At 48.8% G+C, this 16,551-nt stretch carries 16 protein-coding genes; 4 read left to right on the top strand and 12 right to left on the bottom strand.

The genetic code is table 11. The features are described from left to right. Nucleotides 1-9: 9 nt before the first annotated feature. A complete protein-coding gene (locus KTH89_RS18190) occupies nt 10-387 on the bottom strand; it encodes a Rid family detoxifying hydrolase (protein WP_158348195.1) in 378 nt (125 codons plus the stop codon). Nucleotides 388-760: 373 nt separating this feature from the next. After that, nucleotides 761-2,563, bottom strand: coding sequence for an L-fucose isomerase (locus KTH89_RS18185; RefSeq protein WP_238722629.1), 1,803 nt, complete (start codon nt 2,561-2,563; stop codon nt 761-763). Between the two features lie 225 nt (nt 2,564-2,788). On the opposite strand from KTH89_RS18185, the gene KTH89_RS18180 reads away from it, so the two are divergent. From KTH89_RS18180 to KTH89_RS18170, 3 genes are all read left to right on the top strand, one after another. Then, entirely contained in the window at nt 2,789-3,724 is a 936-nt protein-coding gene (locus tag KTH89_RS18180) for an AraC family transcriptional regulator (protein WP_158348199.1), read from the top strand. A 9-nt stretch (nt 3,725-3,733) separates the two neighbouring features. Continuing rightward, nucleotides 3,734-4,219 carry a DUF402 domain-containing protein gene (locus KTH89_RS18175; RefSeq protein ID WP_238722628.1) on the top strand — a complete coding sequence of 162 codons (486 nt, stop codon included), beginning with the start codon at nt 3,734-3,736 and terminating at the stop codon, nt 4,217-4,219. 106 nt (nt 4,220-4,325) lie between these two features. After that, complete coding sequence (locus KTH89_RS18170; protein ID WP_238722627.1) at nt 4,326-5,249, top strand: homocysteine S-methyltransferase family protein; 924 nt, start codon at nt 4,326-4,328, stop codon at nt 5,247-5,249. A 135-nt stretch (nt 5,250-5,384) separates the two neighbouring features. Here KTH89_RS18170 and KTH89_RS18165 read toward each other — a convergent pair whose 3' ends face one another. From KTH89_RS18165 to KTH89_RS18130, 8 genes are all read right to left on the bottom strand, one after another. Further along, complete coding sequence (locus KTH89_RS18165) at nt 5,385-5,870, bottom strand: deoxycytidylate deaminase (protein ID WP_158346535.1); 486 nt, start codon at nt 5,868-5,870, stop codon at nt 5,385-5,387. A 47-nt stretch (nt 5,871-5,917) separates the two neighbouring features. Then, nucleotides 5,918-6,547 carry a uracil phosphoribosyltransferase gene (gene upp / locus KTH89_RS18160; protein ID WP_158346537.1) on the bottom strand — a complete coding sequence of 210 codons (630 nt, stop codon included), beginning with the start codon at nt 6,545-6,547 and terminating at the stop codon, nt 5,918-5,920. Between the two features lie 85 nt (nt 6,548-6,632). Further along, entirely contained in the window at nt 6,633-7,067 is a 435-nt protein-coding gene (rpiB, locus tag KTH89_RS18155; protein ID WP_158346539.1) for a ribose 5-phosphate isomerase B, read from the bottom strand. Continuing rightward, nucleotides 7,067-8,578 (bottom strand): L-threonylcarbamoyladenylate synthase, encoded by a 1,512-nt coding sequence (locus KTH89_RS18150; protein WP_238722626.1) that lies wholly within the window; start codon nt 8,576-8,578, stop codon nt 7,067-7,069. Before KTH89_RS18150 ends, rpiB begins: the two co-directional genes overlap by 1 nt. A 111-nt stretch (nt 8,579-8,689) precedes the next feature. Then, the gene (locus KTH89_RS18145) at nt 8,690-9,382 is read right to left on the bottom strand and encodes an N-acetylmuramoyl-L-alanine amidase (RefSeq protein ID WP_238722624.1); all 693 of its coding nucleotides are present in this window, start codon (nt 9,380-9,382) and stop codon (nt 8,690-8,692) included. Nucleotides 9,383-9,457: 75 nt separating this feature from the next. Beyond that, nucleotides 9,458-11,200: a glycosyl hydrolase family 18 protein gene (locus tag KTH89_RS18140; RefSeq protein WP_238722623.1), complete on the bottom strand. Its 1,743-nt coding sequence runs from the start codon at nt 11,198-11,200 to the stop codon at nt 9,458-9,460. Nucleotides 11,201-12,032: 832 nt separating this feature from the next. Then, on the bottom strand, nt 12,033-12,269 hold the full coding sequence (locus tag KTH89_RS18135; protein ID WP_238722621.1) for a hypothetical protein: 237 nt from the start codon (nt 12,267-12,269) through the stop codon (nt 12,033-12,035). Nucleotides 12,270-12,371: 102 nt separating this feature from the next. Then, nucleotides 12,372-13,826: a serine/threonine protein kinase gene (locus KTH89_RS18130; protein WP_238722620.1), complete on the bottom strand. Its 1,455-nt coding sequence runs from the start codon at nt 13,824-13,826 to the stop codon at nt 12,372-12,374. Nucleotides 13,827-14,100: 274 nt separating this feature from the next. Here KTH89_RS18130 and KTH89_RS18125 point away from each other — a divergent pair, with 274 nt between their 5' ends. Then, nucleotides 14,101-14,835, top strand: a complete 735-nt coding sequence (locus KTH89_RS18125) for an adaptor protein MecA (RefSeq protein WP_158346549.1) — start codon at nt 14,101-14,103, stop codon at nt 14,833-14,835. Nucleotides 14,836-14,889: 54 nt separating this feature from the next. Here the strand turns inward: KTH89_RS18125 and KTH89_RS18120 are convergent, their stop codons facing one another. Together KTH89_RS18120 and KTH89_RS18115 are read right to left on the bottom strand one after the other, a co-directional pair. After that, nucleotides 14,890-15,093 carry a DUF1858 domain-containing protein gene (locus KTH89_RS18120; RefSeq protein WP_158346551.1) on the bottom strand — a complete coding sequence of 68 codons (204 nt, stop codon included), beginning with the start codon at nt 15,091-15,093 and terminating at the stop codon, nt 14,890-14,892. A 202-nt stretch (nt 15,094-15,295) separates the two neighbouring features. Beyond that, entirely contained in the window at nt 15,296-16,312 is a 1,017-nt protein-coding gene (locus KTH89_RS18115; protein WP_238722619.1) for a hypothetical protein, read from the bottom strand. Nucleotides 16,313-16,551 lie beyond the last annotated feature (239 nt).

The raw sequence follows: 16,551 nt of genomic DNA, 5'->3' as shown, positions 1-16,551 counted from the left end.
AGCAGGACCTCAACAAAGTGCGATGGCGTCAATCTCCACCAGCGCGTCTTTCGGAAGTCTGGACACCTCTACCACAACCCGGGCCGGGGGTTCATCGGGGAAGAAACCGGCGTAAACTTCATTGATCGCGGAAAATTTATCCATGTCCCGGATAAACAGGCAGCATTTCAGAATCTTTGAACGATCTGAACCGCCGGCCTCCAAGATCGCCATAACATTTTTCATCGACTGGGCCACTTGTTCCTCCACCGTTTCCGGCATCACCCCGGTCACAGGATCCAGCGGCAGCTGCCCCGACACACACACAATGCCGGCTCCCTTCGTTGCCTGGGAATACGGCCCGATCGCTCCCGGAGCCTTCTCGGTGGATACAATTTCTTTTTCCATGATTTTCTCCTTTCGTGCGTTTTCCCGCACACAGGGATGGATGAACATTTTGTTCAGCCTTGGTCCCCTTCTTTTCCTCACTAAATCATTACAGTGTTACTATTTTCATTATAGGTCCCCCTGTACAAGATGTCAATTAAATACGTTATTATTTTTTATTCATTGTGCATTTTTTAAGATACATTTCCCTATCCGCTGAATTTTTTTGCAATGATGTGAATCTCTTGTATATTGACCGCCACTGTGCGGCCAATGAAGTTTTTACCCCATAGGCGCACTTTTCTACAGAATAAAACCCCCTAGAGGGCCAGGTGCAAACAACCGCATCCTGGCCCTCTAGGGGTTTCTTTATAAATTTATATCGTCAAAAAACTTATCTAACTAATTTGAACTGCGGGCCATAGGCTGCGCATGCTCTGAAATCCTGTCCTTCTTTGTCCATGCCGAATGCGTTCCAGCTGGCGGGACGGAAGATCTTGTCGTCCGGTACGTTGTGCATTGCTACCGGGATGCGGAGCATGGAGCACATGGTGATCAGATCCGCGCCGATATGTCCGTAGCTGATCGCACCATGGTTAGCGCCCCAGTTGTTCATTACATCATAAGCGGTCTTGAACGCGCCTTCTCCGGTCGTTCTGGGAGCGAACCAGGTACAAGGCCATGTATAGTCGGTTCTCTTCCATAAAATGTCGGTCACTTCTTCAGGAAGGGCTACGGTCCAGCCTTCTGCGATCTGAAGCATCGGCCCAAGGCCTTTAACAAGATTCAGACGGATCATGGTGGCAGGCATTTCTGCTTTGGTTACGAATCTGGAGGAGAAGCCGCCGCCACGGAAATATCCGTTGTCAGCCGGGTTCCAGGTAGTCGCTTCCATGATCGCTTTCTGGTCTGCTTCGGTTACATCCCACCACTGTTTCATAACTGCGTTGCCGTTCTCATCTTTTGCTTCTCCGCAGGCATCCAGGCAGGCTGCGCCGGAGTTGATCAGATGGATGAATCCGCCGGCATCTTTCGCAACGCCTTCCAGATCATATCCGGTAGCTTTCTTAACTGCCTCCGGGCTCCAGTAGGTACGCACGTCAGCGAAGATCTGAGGACGGTTGGTCAGAAGTTTCATGAACATCATGCCAAGGCCGTTGAGAACGTCATTCTCCGTAGCCAGTACGTAGGGCTCTCTCGCTCCCTCCCAGTCGAAGGAGGTATTTAACATCGCCTCTGCGAAATCGCAGTTGGGATAGAAGTCTGTCCACTGTCTCTGTCCCTGGAAACCGGCAGCCAGAGCGTTGTGTCCGCACATTTCTTCCTCGCGGCCTGCCGGAAGGTTCGGATTGCCGTTCATCAGGTCTTTGATGATCACCATCATCTTGACTACGAACTCCCATGCTTCGTCTTTCTCTTCTCTGGTCTTCTGCAGACCTTCCGGATTCTTGTCGAATCCTTCTTTGCAGTTAGCCTTTGTCCAGGCCAGAGCTTTCTGGAATTCCGCTTCGTCATAGATGCCTTCTGTCATACGGCGGATGATCTCCACCTCATCGACAGATTCCACACGCATGCCAAGATATTCCTCGATAAACGCAGGATCAATGATAGATCCGCCGATACCCATACAGATGGAACCGATCTGCAGATAGGACTTCCCTCTCATGGTAGCGCAGGCTACTGCCGCACGGCCGAATCTCAGTAATTTTTCTTCAACATCAGCAGGAATGCTGGTATCGTCTGCATCCTGAACATCATGTCCGTAGATGCCGAACGCCGGAAGGCCTTTCTGCGCGTGAGTTGCCAGAACGCTGGCCAGATATACGGCTCCGGGTCTCTCTGTTCCGTTGAATCCCCATACGCCTTTGATGGTATTGGGATCCATGTCCATCGTTTCCGCACCGTAGCACCAGCAAGGGGTTACGGTTAAGGTAATGTCAACGCCTGCTTTTTTAAATTTCTCAGCACATGCGGCGGTCTCGCCCACACGGCCGATGGTTGTATCGGCGATGATAACTTTTACCGGTTCGCCGTTGGAATATCTCAAGTTCTCTTCAAACAATTTCGCGGCAGCTTTTGCCATGTTCATGGTCTGATCTTCCAGAGATTCTCTGATCTTTAACGCACCTCTACGTCCGTCAATGGTGGGTCTGATACCAATCACAGGATAATCACCAATTAATCTGCTCTTTGCCATTTCTTCTTACCTCCATAATATTTTTCTTTCAACGTTTTCCACAATGGATATGTAGAAATCTTTAACCAGATATGCTAATTATACAACATGTCTGTCAAAAACACACGTAAAAAATTGTTCGGATATAGACAATTTTTGTGATGATTCTCTGGACTTTTCTATACACTCCTGCTATAATCAAGGAAATATCCCAGCAGGGGCGGGATACCCGCGCCCGGGAGGTGCATGATGAAAGCATTTCACGAAGTGCGCAGATACGCCACAGAATTCATGGTTTGGCACAAATCGTACAAAGACATCAGTTTTTTGGCGCATTGGCACAAAGAAATCGAAATGATCTATATTCGCTCCGGCAGCGCAAAGTTGAGCGTTACCGATCAGAGTTTTTATGCCAAAGCCGGGGATTTGGTCATCTGCGACAGCGGGGATATTCACTACAGCGATTCTTATCAGATGGACAATTGTTTGGATTTCTTGATATTTGATACAAATCTCATCAGTTCCCACTATACAAATTCACATTTTCAGCACCCGTGTGTGACCAGAGAACAGCTGGAAGCATACGGTTTATTTGACATGCTGGAACGTCTGCTGGATCTGATTGACGATGAAATGGAAAGCCAAAAGCCCTATTATCAGGATGTGGTAACCGCGTCGATCCGCCAGTTCTGGTATCTGCTGAAACGCAATGTCCCGACCAGCGACACAGCCATGCAGAGTCAGAACCGCCGGCTTGTCATGTTGGATGATCTGCAGCAGCTGCTCTCCTATATGGAAGAGCATTATATGGAGAACATCACCTTGGAATTCGCGGCGGCCAGGATGCATTTCAGCGAGAGCCATTTCTCGAAAATATTCAAGAAGCTGACCGGCATTAATTTTGTCATCTATCTGAATATGATCCGTGTGGAAAAAGCCGCGGATCTTCTCAGGACCTCCAACGATAAGATCACCGACATCGCGTTCAACTGCGGTTTTAACAACGTCAGGACCTTCAACCGTGTCTTCAAGGAAATGACAGGCTATACTCCCACCGAATTTTCCGCAATGCCCGATAAAGGCGCCTACAACCTGACCTACTATAAGCATAAATCAACGGAAAAGCAGTACATGGACAAAGAGCCCATGACCATCATCAAAAATACCGAAATCATGCAGTAAGGAGTGCTTATGGAAATGGAAACCCAACCGATTCTCTACCGGAAACGCCTCATCCCCTCTGAATGTTTCGAATTAAAAGACGATCAGATCCTCTACCGGGATGACCGGATTATCGTAACGAAATGGAATACCATCCGTCCCAAAAAGGACCTGGATCACGGGTATTCCTGCTATTTTATGAAAAAGGGATTCAAGGTCAGCCGCTTTTACGGCCATGAAAACCAGCACGTCTGCTGGTATTGCGACATCATCGACACCGCCTACGACGCGGAGCTGAACGCCTATACCTTCACCGATCTGCTGGTGGACGTCATCCTAACCCCTGACGGAAGCATCAAAGTCGTGGACGTGGACGAGCTGGCCGACGCCATGGAAAATAAATTAATCTCCCAGAGCATGCTGCTGCGCGCCCTGCGGCGGCTGGATTATCTGCTGTCCATCATCTACCAGGACCGCTTTGGCGATCTCCAGCGCGAGATCTTAACCCGGGAATAACCAAAAGGCCCAAAAGGGGACATGTCCATTTCGGTTTGGGACATGTCCATTCCAAAATAGACATGTCCCAAATTAATCAAACGCTTAAGGAATGCGAGTACCTATTATGAACTTCGAGCAATGTTTTAAAGAATCCCGGACTATGTTAATGGAAGCCGCTCTGGGAGAAAGACTAAAGAGAGAATACGGTCTGGCCATCGATGGCCCAGTTGCGATGGCAGATCTCATCTGTCACAAAACCGGCAAATCTGCCCTGTGTAAGTTATGGCTGGAATATTTATCCATTGCGGAAGAATACCATCTGCCTTTCTTAGCCACCACCCCGACCAGACGCGCCAATCAAACCCGGGTTCTCTCGGCCGGCTATGATTCTGCCCTCTTGTATGAAAATGTCAGTCTCCTGAAAGAGATTCAAAGTACTGCCGCAACTCCAATGTTTGCAGGCGGCCTGATGGGCTGCAAAGGAGACGCCTACACCGGCAAGGGCAGTCTTTCTGCTCAAGAAGCATATCGTTTCCACGCATGGCAGGCGGATGTCTTCGCCCGGGCCGGCGTGGACTTTTTATTTGCGGGAATTATGCCCGCATTGGAAGAGGCAAAAGGCATGGCGATGGCAATATCCGACACCGGACTTCCCTACATCATCAGCTTTACCATCACACCGGACGGGCGTCTGATCGACAATACAACGATCGACAGCGCCATTCGTTCCATCGATCAGCACGTGAAACGCCCCCCGCTCTGCTACATGACCAACTGCGTACATCCCGACATCCTGTCCCGCGCCTTATCCCACGACTTTAACCGTACATTAAATGTTCAGACACGTTTTCTGGGTATCCAGGCCAACGCCTCCCCCTTAACTTACGAGGAACTCGACGGCTCCCATGATTTAAAATGTTCGGACCCCGTCTCCCTGGCGCAAAGCATGATTCAGGCAAAACGTAAATTTGGCCTGCGCATATTAGGCGGCTGCTGCGGGACAGACGGGAATCACCTGCGGGAAATCGCGAAATCCTTGGGCGGATGACAGCTGCCAGCCCTTGCTCTCCCAAGGAGACACAAAAGAACCCCAGAGCCGGAAGCATCCCAGGATTCCATCCGCTGGCCCCAGCCGGTAACGGAGAGTTCCCTCATACCTGAGAATGAACCGCTCCTCTACCCTCTAAACGCTAAATCTTATCTCCCGGTTAGTCCTCTTATACTGGTAATACCGCACCCCCGCCGCATCCAGCATTCGTTTCGAAGCCAGTACGGAAGGCGTGTCGGCGTATTTATCACAATCATAGACGATCGTCTTGATCCCGCTTTGAATAATCGCCTTGGCGCATTCGTTGCAGGGAAACAAAGATACATAGAGTTTCGCCCCCTCGAGGCTGCCTCCCCGGTAATTGAGGATCGCATTCAGCTCGCTGTGGGTGGTATAGAAGTATTTGTTATCCAGCGGATCGCCTTCCCGGGCCCAGGGGAATTCGTCATCTGAGCAGCCAATGGGAAATCCGTTGTATCCCATGGAAAGGATCTTGTTGTCCGGGCTGACGATACAGGCCCCTACCTGGGTGCTTGGATCCTTGGAACGCATTCCCGACAGAATCGCAACTCCCATAAAATATTCATCCCAGCTTATATAATCTTCTCTTTTATTACTCATGCACCTGCTCCTTTATCCAAAACAAACATCAACGGACGGCTTGTTGCTTATTTCGTTCCGAATATGCGGTCTCCCGCGTCTCCCAGTCCCGGAACGATATATCCATGGTCATTCAGATGATCGTCCATGGCTCCAATGTAAACATCTACATCCGGATGGACTTCCTGCATCTTCTTCAGCCCCTCCGGCGCCGCGATGATACACATGAACCGGATATTATTCACACCCTTGTCTTTTAACATCTGGATCGCCGCCACAGAGGAACCTCCGGTGGCCAGCATCGGATCTACCACGAACACTTCTCTCTCGGAACAATCCGCAGGAAGCTTGCAGTAATATTCTACGGGATTTAACGTCTCCGGATCGCGGTACAAGCCGATATGTCCGACTTTAGCCGCAGGAATCATGGTCAGCATACCGTCAACCATACCCAATCCTGCACGGAGGATCGGCACAATCGCCAGCTTCTTTCCCTGAAGTTCCTTTACCGTAGTGGTACAGATCGGCGTTGTGATTTCCACATCCTGCAGTTTCAGGTCCCTGGTCGCCTCATAGCACATCAGCATGGCGATCTCGCTGATCATCTGGCGGAAGTCCTTCGAACCCGTATCGATCTTGCGGATTAAACCGATTTTGTGCTGGATCAGCGGGTGATCCATTATCATTACTTTTGACATGTGTCTCCTCCTGATTGTATATTTTTAATTTTTATCTACTTCTTATAATAACTCTCATCCGTACAAAATATCTTTCTCATTACATTCAGATATCTTCTTCTATCTGCCGGATTCTTCTCATATGCCGTTCGTCGCCGGAAAATTCCGTGTGCAAAAACGTATCCACGATTTTCACAGCAAGGCCGGGGCCGACGACCCGTCCTCCCATCGCCAGTATATTGGCATCGTTGTGAAGCCTGGTAGCTTCCGCGCTGAAACAGTCGGAGCAGAGCGCTGCCCGTATTCCCTTCACTTTATTTGCCGTAATGGAAATACCGATCCCGGTTCCGCAGATCAGGATTCCCTTTTCACACTCTCCGTCCGCCACCGCGTGTGCGACTGCTTTGGCGTAAACCGGGTAATCGCAGGCTTCCTCGTTGTAACTGCCGAAATCCTTATATTCCAGTTTTTGGTCCTCCAGATATTGCTTAATTTCCTGTTTCAGCTCATAGCCGCCATGGTCACTGCCCAATGCGATCATTATGGTTCCTCCTCATTCCAATTTTCTACCAACAGGGTAACCAGACGATACAGTTCCTCATAACATTCCCCGTAATCCGTAAGCGGTCCGCCGTAAGGGTCCGGGATTTCTCCTTCTTCTCCTACCAGAGATTTCAGTGTATATACATTTAACGCCTTCGTATAGCCCATTAGTACCTTCTGTTTCTGCTCTTCATCCATAGTGATGATCAAAGTATCCTCACCGAAGTCCTCTTCCTCCAGCGGCGAAGACATATGCTGTTCCATCTTAAGCCCGTTGCTGATCATCACGGCTTCCGCCTTCTGATTCAACGGTTCCGGGAACAGGACCACCAGCCCCTTGGACTGGATTACGACCGGAGCCGTCACATGCTTGCTCTTCATGATCGCCTCCGCCATTGGCGCCCTGCAGGTATCGCTGGCACAGACAAAGATTACCTTTCGATAATTCCTAAGTTTAATCTCATTTTTTACATTTATCACATGATAACCGGCGGCTTTTAACAGCCGGTTCATGACTGCCTGTCCCAGTTCGGGCAATTCAAAGGCCTCGGAATAGATGCTGCTTACTTCTTCCCGGTCAAACTCCCGCAGAATCCGGTACAGATTCCTGGATATGGAGATCTCTTCCCTGCGGCTCCCGATACTCTTTACATCCGCGCCGATATATCTGGCTTTGGTTTCATCTGTGGCAATGACGCCGATCTTCGCGCTCTTATCCTTGCGTATCAGCTCGTTGATCTTAGCGATCACAGCCGCCTCCGATCCCTCCACGATCATCATGTCCGCCTTGGGCGCGTAATGGCGGTATTTCATGCCTGGCGCCTTGGGTTTTATATCCGGATCATCGCCCAGCAGGGACTTGTCCTCTTCCACAGTGCCGATCACTGCTTCCAGCATGTCTCTGTTAATATAACCGGGCCTCAGGATCATAGGCGGCTCTACCGTCATATCCACGATGGTGGATTCGATACCGATACCCACCGGCCCGCCGTCTATAATCAGCTCAATCTTATCACCCAGGTCCTCCATGACGTGCTCCGCCATGGTGGGGCTTGGCCTGCCGGATGTGTTGGCGCTTGGCGCGGCAATATAGCCGCCCCCCTCCCGGATCAGGGTGAGGGCAACCGGGTGGTCCGGCATCCGGACCGCCACCGTATCCAGGCCGCCTGTGGTCTCATAGGGGATCTCCTGGTTTTTATTCAGAATCATGGTCAGCGGGCCAGGCCAGAACGTCTCGGCCAGCCGCACAGCCTTTTCCGGTACCTCACTGACGATGGCCCGCAGCGCCTGGAACTCTGCGATGTGGACGATCAGCGGATTGTCCGAAGGCCGTCCCTTGGCCGCATAAATCCGGGCAGCCGCATCCTTCTGTCTGGCATCAGCTCCCAGCCCGTAAACCGTCTCCGTCGGAAATGCCACCAGGCCGCCCATACGGATAATCGAACCCGCCTGCCGCATGACTTCCGGATCTATATTTTGTTTATCCACTTTTATTATCTTTGCTTCCATTCAATTACCTCAGTTTTTTGGCTTACGCCATCCTTCGTTATTATACCACTTCATTATCGAAAGGGAAACTATTGATTTCTTCCAAATTCTTTCCGCCGCCGGCCGTTTTAGTCAGTTCGCGGCTATGTACTGCATCACGGCCATATGGACCGCCCAGGCCAGTTTCTCCTGGTAATAATCGTCCTCCAGCTTTGCCGATTCCACCCAGTTTGACAAGAATCCGCATTCGACGATCACCACCGGCGTTTCCGTCCGTTTCAGCAGATAATAACTGTCATTCGCTTTGGCCACCCGGTGATTCTCAGGATCCACAGTCCCGATCAGAGACGCCTGTATCATCTCCGCCAGTTCCTTGCCCTCGGCCGAATGAGAATAATAGAACGCCTGCGCCCCGTGCACTCCCTCTTCATGATAACTGTTCTGGTGAATACTCACCGTACAGATCGGCTTCGCACTGTCAATCACCGAGCAGCGCCGCTGCATATCCTGCACCTTTTTATTGCTGGCGCTGGAATCATACAGTCCGCCGTCACTATCCCGGGTCATGACCACCTTGATGTCATTTTCCTCCAGAAATTCCTTTAGCTGAAACGCAATTTTCAGATTTATATCCTTTTCCAATGTTCCGCTGACGCCGACTTTGCCCGGGTCCGCCCCGCCGTGCCCTGCGTCAATCACCACTACCTTCTGCTGAGCCTGTGCCTGTTTCATATTTGATACCAGAACAGCGCCCTGTCTGGACAGAAACAATACTCCCGCCAGCATCAGAACTCCCATTCCGATCTCCAGAGTCTTTCTTTTCACAAAAGCAGCTCCCACACACATTTTATATAATATATGTGGGAGCCCGCCCGATTCATGACAACAGAACGGCTGCCGTCAGTTTACATATTTCAAAATCACATCCCAGGTACTGGGCCGCTCCAGTCCCAGCCGCCACGCGGCGATACCGGCCAGATTATATTCCTTCACCAGACTTGCCTTCAGATCGATGGACTGGTCATCCTCGATCCACATTTTATAAGTAGATCCGTCCTTTTCGTACTCCACATAGTTCTGACCGATATCCTCCTGCCAAACGGGCTCCAGACCATTGACACTGATGATATCCTGCTGCGCCTGCATCCCCATCGCCTCGCTGCTTAAGTGATACGGCACGTATTCCTCGGTCAGATCCTCCGCGGCGATCTCCTCCTCCGTCTTCGGCGTCTCCTTCCACAGCCGGCTGAAGAACGGAACCGCGTTAATTACCTTATCCGCCGGAACCTCCTCCAGCGTTTTCTCGATCCCTTCCCGGACAAACGACATCGAGGCCACGGATCCAGATTCCTTGGAACCGCTGTAGTGTTCATCATAGCCCATGATAATCACATAATCCGCCACAATCCCCTGCTCCCTGCGGTCATAATGAACCGTGTGAGCCTTGGGCACATAGTTATCGACCGACAACACGATCCCATTTGCCCTGCATTTGATGGATAATTCCCGGATAAATTCTATGAAATGTTCCCCGGTCTCACCGGACAGCTCTTCAAAATCAATATTCAGGCCGTCTAACTGATACTCGATGGCGGCCGCGATCAGCTGATTGATCAGCGTCTCCCTCCTGGACGTATGGGACAGCACCTCGAAAGTGCTCACTTCTTTATTAAAATTATCCACCAGTCCCCAGACCTCCACTCCGATCTGGTGGCACTGCGTCACATAATTCTTATCCGCCAGAGAAGAGATATTTCCCTCGTTGTCCGACAAAGAAAACCAGGTAGGGGAAATCGTATTCACTCCCTTGGTATTGGTAATCAGTTCTAAAAGCTTCCCGTTGGCCTGGGCGTTGGTCACCTGATGCCAGACCAGATTGATCGGATAATCTTTGGAAATATTCGTATAGACCGGCTCTTCAAATTCACGGCTGGTAGTCTCCGCGCGCGTCTCTCCGATCTTCTTATTCAAAACATAGCCGATATAACCGTCCCCGGTCCGCACCTTCGTCCATTCCTCGATCTGCGCTTCCTCCGGCAGAACAAAAAGCTTATCGCCCTTCAACACATCCGTCAGAATCGGGCTCTTATTCCCCGCTTTCACCCGGACCTGGGTATCCCCTTTGACGTCCGCCACCTGAACCTCGCCCCACTGATAAGTGATATGGACCCGGTTCGGCTCCTGAAACGTCTCATACCCGATATTGGTAAATTTCTGAACATAATCCAGCGCAATGAACGCCTGATCTCCATCCACCTTTACGATCGCATAGCTTTCCGTATTCTTATTTTTCGAAACATAGTAATCCCTGCTTCCCACTTCCGCCTTAATAATATCCGTAGGCGTCGTATACAGCAGAACATTTTCATTAGCATCCCAATAGAACCTGGAATTGAAGTAATTCTTAACGGTATTATAATTCAGATAAACTTCTCCGTCGATCAGCTTTCCCTTATCCTCAACCACCTCATCCTGGAGCACCAATCCCACCTGATCCTCCGCCTGCAGATTAAAGTAACCTTTCAGGTCCGCACGTTCATCCGTAAAACTATATTTTTTAATCAGGCCGCTGGCCAATGTAATCGCCACAACGATCACGATCAGCAGCAGCGCTGCCAATATCGGAATCAGTTTCTTCTTCATCCCGTCAATTCCTCCTATGATAAATGTCTCAATCTCTCCCGCGTCAGATATAATGTCTCTCGACATTATATCATATTTTCCAACAACTTCATTAACTTTTTTACATGTTTACAAAAAATTAAGAGAAATTCAAAACCAAATTCAAAAGTCCCTCCAAAACTCAAATCCACAACAAATAAATTGCAAAATCACCTCAAACCACATCCCCCCGCACCAGACCCGGAACCCGGGTGATCCCGGACGGGCGGCGGAGGCCGGCTGGCCAGTCTGCTGCGGCTCCGGCCGGATACGGTTGTCACTGCCAGGGCGCCTGCCCGCGGGCTCTCCGACTACGGCTGCAGTACTGCCGGCCGGGCCGGTCTGCGTCTGTCTGCCCTTTTCCGGCATAGGGCGGCTGTGCTGCTGCTTAGTGAAATCCGAATGGTGGATTCAGGATGACCGGCGGACTTCACGTCCGACGGGCAAGAGCCTCTGAGCCGGGAACGCATCATGCGTTCCTGGCGAATAGGCTCGGTTCCTGAATCCACCATTTGGATTTCACTTAGCAGCAGCCAGCGGCAAGCCCTCCGCCGGAAAAGGGCAGACAGACGCAGACCGGCCCGGCCGGCAGTACCGCAGCCGTAGTCAGAGAGCCCGCGGGCAGGCGCCCCGGCAGTGACAACCGCATCCGGCCGGAGCCGCAGCAGACTGGCCAGACCGCCCTCCGCCGCCCGTCTGGGATCACCCGGGTTCCGCCCTATCGGGTTCCACCCTCATACTCGAAAAGCAGAGCGGCATAAACAGCCGCTCTGCCGTCCTGGTAAGGATATCCATATTTTGTTAATTCTATTCTTTAATCCAGGTTTCCATTCCTGATCCTGTCAAAACGGATCTCTTTTAATTCCCCCCTTTCATCGGTAATATAGTCGCGCATGTAGGAATTGCTCTCCTCCTCCACCGCGCACGCTTTTGCAATCTCATAGGGACTGCTGACAGTCCCCTCAAGCCAGACCGTAACGCCGCCGTTTTCATAGCCTTCCAGCTCCAACAGCAGGCCCACTCGGTCCGGGTAATCTTTTGATTCGTACATAGAAGATGCCTCCTACTTCTGAATTTACGGACGTCCCCTGTATGATCCTGACCATTCAGGAGGTTTCGTGATATATTATTCAACAGGTTCCATCCTTTTTCTTCAGGACAGCAGCTCCCGCACAAACCTCCGGCTTTCCTCATTTAGGGCAAAGGGATTTGGCGCAAACGGGACCGGCCGCATCCGAATTTTTGTCAGACGGGCGATTTCTTTGATTTCCCGGCTGCTGGCGAACTGCGCCGTATATAGAATCGAAGCGTTACCCTTTTCCTTTGCTCTGTCTTCCAGGAATCCAAGATACACCTCTCTCTTCCAGGCGCACAAGCTGCCTGTCACGATTTGTCTGTCACACCGTTTGAATTCATCCCGGTTCGCCTCATAGCCGCTTCCAAAATCAATGATTACCATCTCATAGGATTCATTGAGTAAATCGGTCAATTCCCTATGTGTGGCATTGCGGCAGCATGTGAAGCCAAATACCGGAAATACTTTTTGCCGACCGGCTTCTTCCGTCTGGCCCTGGCAGGCGCGCTGCAGCCTTCCATAGGCCGGGTCCGCATCTCTTTGAACCAGCAGGGTCTTTTTATGCCGGCCCCCGGATAAATATCCGGCCAGCATAAGCGCCAGATGCGTCGTGCCGGTCCCCGGCCCGCATCCCAGGACTCCGATTACCGTAGCTTTTAGTTCCATTGGAAGCAGTTTACGATAGCCATTCCCGGTAAGATAGGACAGGGTGCTGTTTAATCCGGATATCAGAGAAGATATTCCGCCATTTTTATTTGCTTGTCTTTCATACTTTAATGCGGTTTTTAATGCTTTTTTCAATTCTGCTACTGAGTCATACCGCCCGGCCGGATCGTGATGCAGACAGGTTTTTATGACGGACCGAAGCTTTCCGGATGCCGGAATCCGCTCTGCCTCATTTGACAGATTTTCCTCATAAGCCTTTCCGGCAGCCATATAAAACAAAATTGCCCCGATCGCATAAATGTCCGTCTTTTCATCCGGCAGCCCGCCATCATACTGTTCCGGCGCAGCGAAGCCCGGCGTTCCCAGAGAATAGCTCTCGCAGTCTGATTTTCGGCACACCGCGCCAAAATCGATCAGTCTCACCTGTCCGTCGTTGATCAGCAGATGGGACGGCTTCAAATCCAGGTATAAAACTGGCTCCGGACGCATATGATGTAAGTACATGATAATTTCGCAGAGTTGAATTCCATATTCAATTATTGTAGATTCTGGTATGTATTGCTGATGCAGCATGATTGTCTGAACAGACTCACCCTCGATATATTCCTCTATAATATAGAGGTTTTCCTCCTCTTCTACCAGATCGTAGATCAGGGGTATCCCCGGGTGCTTTAGATTTTTCAGAAGCATAGCTTCTTTTAGAAACTGACGGTACATAACATGTTTTCTATTGATGCACTTCACCGCGCGAAGCGCCTGCAAACCGGTATGTTCTGTCAGAAATACGGTGCCGCTGTAGCCTCTTCCCAGAACTCTGAGAATGCGGTAACGGCCTGCAATTATCTTATCCTCCTGTAATAGAACCACTCCTTTCCATTTTCCATGGCATAATATCTTCTCTATAGAATAGTATAGGGAAAAAGAGGAACATTTTCAAGGAAATTGTAAAATTTTATATTTTTTTACAAAATGTTTATAAAATTGAAAGATTTGTTCTATTGACTTCATATACTATATTGGATATACTTTTTACTACCAAATTATACTTATGGTAATCGCTTTACTTATCGGGCATTTTTGTTTATACTATAGGTAGGTAGTCCGACAGTTTCTAATCTCTTTTAGAATAGGAAGTGATTTTATGAAGATAGAAAAAGTCAGTGAAAACCAGATCCGTTGTACTTTAACCAGAGAAGATTTAGCAGATCGTCATATAAAATTGAGTGAACTGGCTTACGGAACAGAAAAGGCGAAGTCCTTGTTCCGGGATCTTATGCAGCAGGCCTCCTATGAATTTGGTTTTGAAGCGGAGGATATTCCTCTGATGATAGAAGCAGTTCCGCTCTCAGCGGATTGCATAGTATTAATCGTAACGAAGGTGGAGGACCCGGAAGAACTGGATACCAGATTTTCCAAATTTGCCCCCCTGCTTCGGGACGAAAGCGAAAGCACGCTGGATTGGGGAAGCGCCATCCGGGAAGGCGCCGACGAGATCCTGGATCTCTTCAAGAAATACCGGGAAGACCGTCAGAAGAAAGAGGCCCAGACCGGCACCGCTAAGGAATCTGCCGAGCATACGCCGAATGTGACGAAGCTCTACCGGTTCCGGCAGCTGGATAATCTGATTGACGCCGCTCACGTGCTGGATCATTTTTATAACGGATATAATACTTTATACAAAAATCCGGACAATGGAGAATACCTTTTGACATTAAGCCAATCCTCCCACACTCCCGTTGCATTCAATAAAGTATGTAATATATTATCCGAGTACGGCCGGAGCGACAAATTCACAACCGCCGGCGAAGCTTATTTCAAAGAGCATTACGAGGTCATGATTTCAGATCAGGCGCTGCAAAACCTGGCTCTGGTATAACCACAACGATCAAAACGGCACAGCCACTTGGCTGTGCCGTTTTTTCATTCGGAATTATTTCGTTGCCAGATATTCGTTAATCTGATTCACCAGCTCGTCCGCGTCCATTCCGTGTACGAATGCGGCTTCTTCCAGGCTCTCCCCCTGTGCGGACGGGCAGCCGATACAATGCATTCCGGCCCGCATAAGAATGGGAATAATATTGGTGTCAATTCCGATAATGTCGGAAATAATCATGTCCTTCGTCACTTGTGCCATTTTCGTTTCCTCCTTATAGTATTCAGTTTACTCATTATAATACTTCCGTGAATATTCGTAAAGTATATTTTATACGAAAAAGGGGCTTATATACATGTGAAAGTTTATTTTTTGCCCTTACGTTTTCACATATATCTGTTTATCTCTTTATATTTTTGCATCCGTTGGTTTCGTAAATTTGGGTGCCGTATTCACTTTTCTTTTAAGTAATAAGCGATAATTCACTGGCAGCATCTTTCGAAAACTGAACAAGCTCTTTTTCAGGAATGATACTCTTCAACGATAACAGGTATTCCCGTAATTGATTCTCAACATCTAACGCTTTCAAAAGCTGGTTGTACTCATCAACGAAAGGGCGATACAATTCGTTAGCTTTTGCAATAAAAAGTTTTTGATATTCAGCAGGCCATATACCTTGTGTTTCATGCCCGGTAAAGGGATCCATTATTTTGGGCGTGTAACATATGTTCCACGGAGATTCAAACATAAATACATTCTTGGTGTGCCCCCATATATGTGACACCTGATAATTGTATATATCTTTGTTCCGTTTTAAGCCTGTAATACGCTGTATTAACTTATGCGGAACAGCATTGTTCGCAGGGTCTTTTTCAATATTTGCATTATTCAATAATTTCGCATATAAATCTTTGTATAATTGTGTTCCGTGTGCATCCCGGCCGTATCCGCGAATATAAACGGTTTGATTATTAAATATTCGTTTTTTTAAATCCTCCCATTCGTAAGCCACCTTATCAATAGGCGGAAAGATTGTGGAAGCTATGCCCCATTCAAAAAATGATGTTCTGTCAATTCCAAAATGAGTCAAAAATTCTTGGTATGAGTCTATCTTTGTTGGCGATGTAGTAATTCCCTGCTTTACATCTTTCTTACCGCAATTCTTGATAGCGGCAGGGGCGCCGCCCCCTTGACAAAACTCAAAATACTTGCTTACAGCAGTTTTTAGCGACCCCATTCCCGCACGCAAATCGGAACCCGCATTAAAATATATATCACATTTCAGGGGACGATTATGCGCTTGGTCATCCGTTGTATAGGTCAATTTTGTCAGCAGAGATTTTCCGTTGTCTTTGACAAACTCGTCATCAAGATCAATATGTAAATTATCCTCTACCCGCTGACATCTTTTTATATAATTTGCAATTACCGCATGAGTCACATAAGCCTGTAACCATTTGGAATATTCTTTATTACGCATCGCAATAGATCTCCTTAAAAGTATATTTAACAGTACCCCATTCACATTCATATGTCCTACGGACAGATTCGCAGTATTCACCGCCCAATAATATATATCCTAAGTATATCAAAAAAATTGTAGCCGTGGTATGATTTTGCATTGTTAAACATAGATTGCGCCTTATCTGCCAGATTATGGAATTTTGTATACTGTATTCAAAAAAGTACAAGCGAAACTATTGACCTGCACCCGTTATT

It is taken from the genome of Diplocloster agilis (assembly GCF_019042275.1).
Lineage (GTDB): Bacteria > Bacillota > Clostridia > Lachnospirales > Lachnospiraceae > Diplocloster > Diplocloster agilis.
This window is presented reverse-complemented; position numbering and strand designations above follow the sequence as displayed.

Excerpts from the sequence above, each read along its gene's own strand:
- KTH89_RS18190 (WP_158348195.1), bottom strand. The coding sequence starts at position 387 with ATGGAAAAAGAAATTGTATCCACCGAGAAGGCTCCGGGAGCGATCGGG.
- KTH89_RS18185 (WP_238722629.1), bottom strand. The coding sequence starts at position 2,563 with ATGGCAAAGAGCAGATTAATTGGTGATTATCCTGTGATTGGTATCAGA.
- KTH89_RS18180 (WP_158348199.1), top strand. The coding sequence starts at position 2,789 with ATGATGAAAGCATTTCACGAAGTGCGCAGATACGCCACAGAATTCATG.
- KTH89_RS18175 (WP_238722628.1), top strand. The coding sequence starts at position 3,734 with ATGGAAATGGAAACCCAACCGATTCTCTACCGGAAACGCCTCATCCCC.
- KTH89_RS18170 (WP_238722627.1), top strand. The coding sequence starts at position 4,326 with ATGAACTTCGAGCAATGTTTTAAAGAATCCCGGACTATGTTAATGGAA.
- KTH89_RS18165 (WP_158346535.1), bottom strand. The coding sequence starts at position 5,870 with ATGAGTAATAAAAGAGAAGATTATATAAGCTGGGATGAATATTTTATG.
- upp (WP_158346537.1), bottom strand. The coding sequence starts at position 6,547 with ATGTCAAAAGTAATGATAATGGATCACCCGCTGATCCAGCACAAAATC.
- rpiB (WP_158346539.1), bottom strand. The coding sequence starts at position 7,067 with ATGATCGCATTGGGCAGTGACCATGGCGGCTATGAGCTGAAACAGGAA.
- KTH89_RS18150 (WP_238722626.1), bottom strand. The coding sequence starts at position 8,578 with ATGGAAGCAAAGATAATAAAAGTGGATAAACAAAATATAGATCCGGAA.
- KTH89_RS18140 (WP_238722623.1), bottom strand. The coding sequence starts at position 11,200 with ATGAAGAAGAAACTGATTCCGATATTGGCAGCGCTGCTGCTGATCGTG.
- KTH89_RS18135 (WP_238722621.1), bottom strand. The coding sequence starts at position 12,269 with ATGTACGAATCAAAAGATTACCCGGACCGAGTGGGCCTGCTGTTGGAG.
- KTH89_RS18125 (WP_158346549.1), top strand. The coding sequence starts at position 14,101 with ATGAAGATAGAAAAAGTCAGTGAAAACCAGATCCGTTGTACTTTAACC.
- KTH89_RS18120 (WP_158346551.1), bottom strand. The coding sequence starts at position 15,093 with ATGGCACAAGTGACGAAGGACATGATTATTTCCGACATTATCGGAATT.
- KTH89_RS18115 (WP_238722619.1), bottom strand. The coding sequence starts at position 16,312 with ATGCGTAATAAAGAATATTCCAAATGGTTACAGGCTTATGTGACTCAT.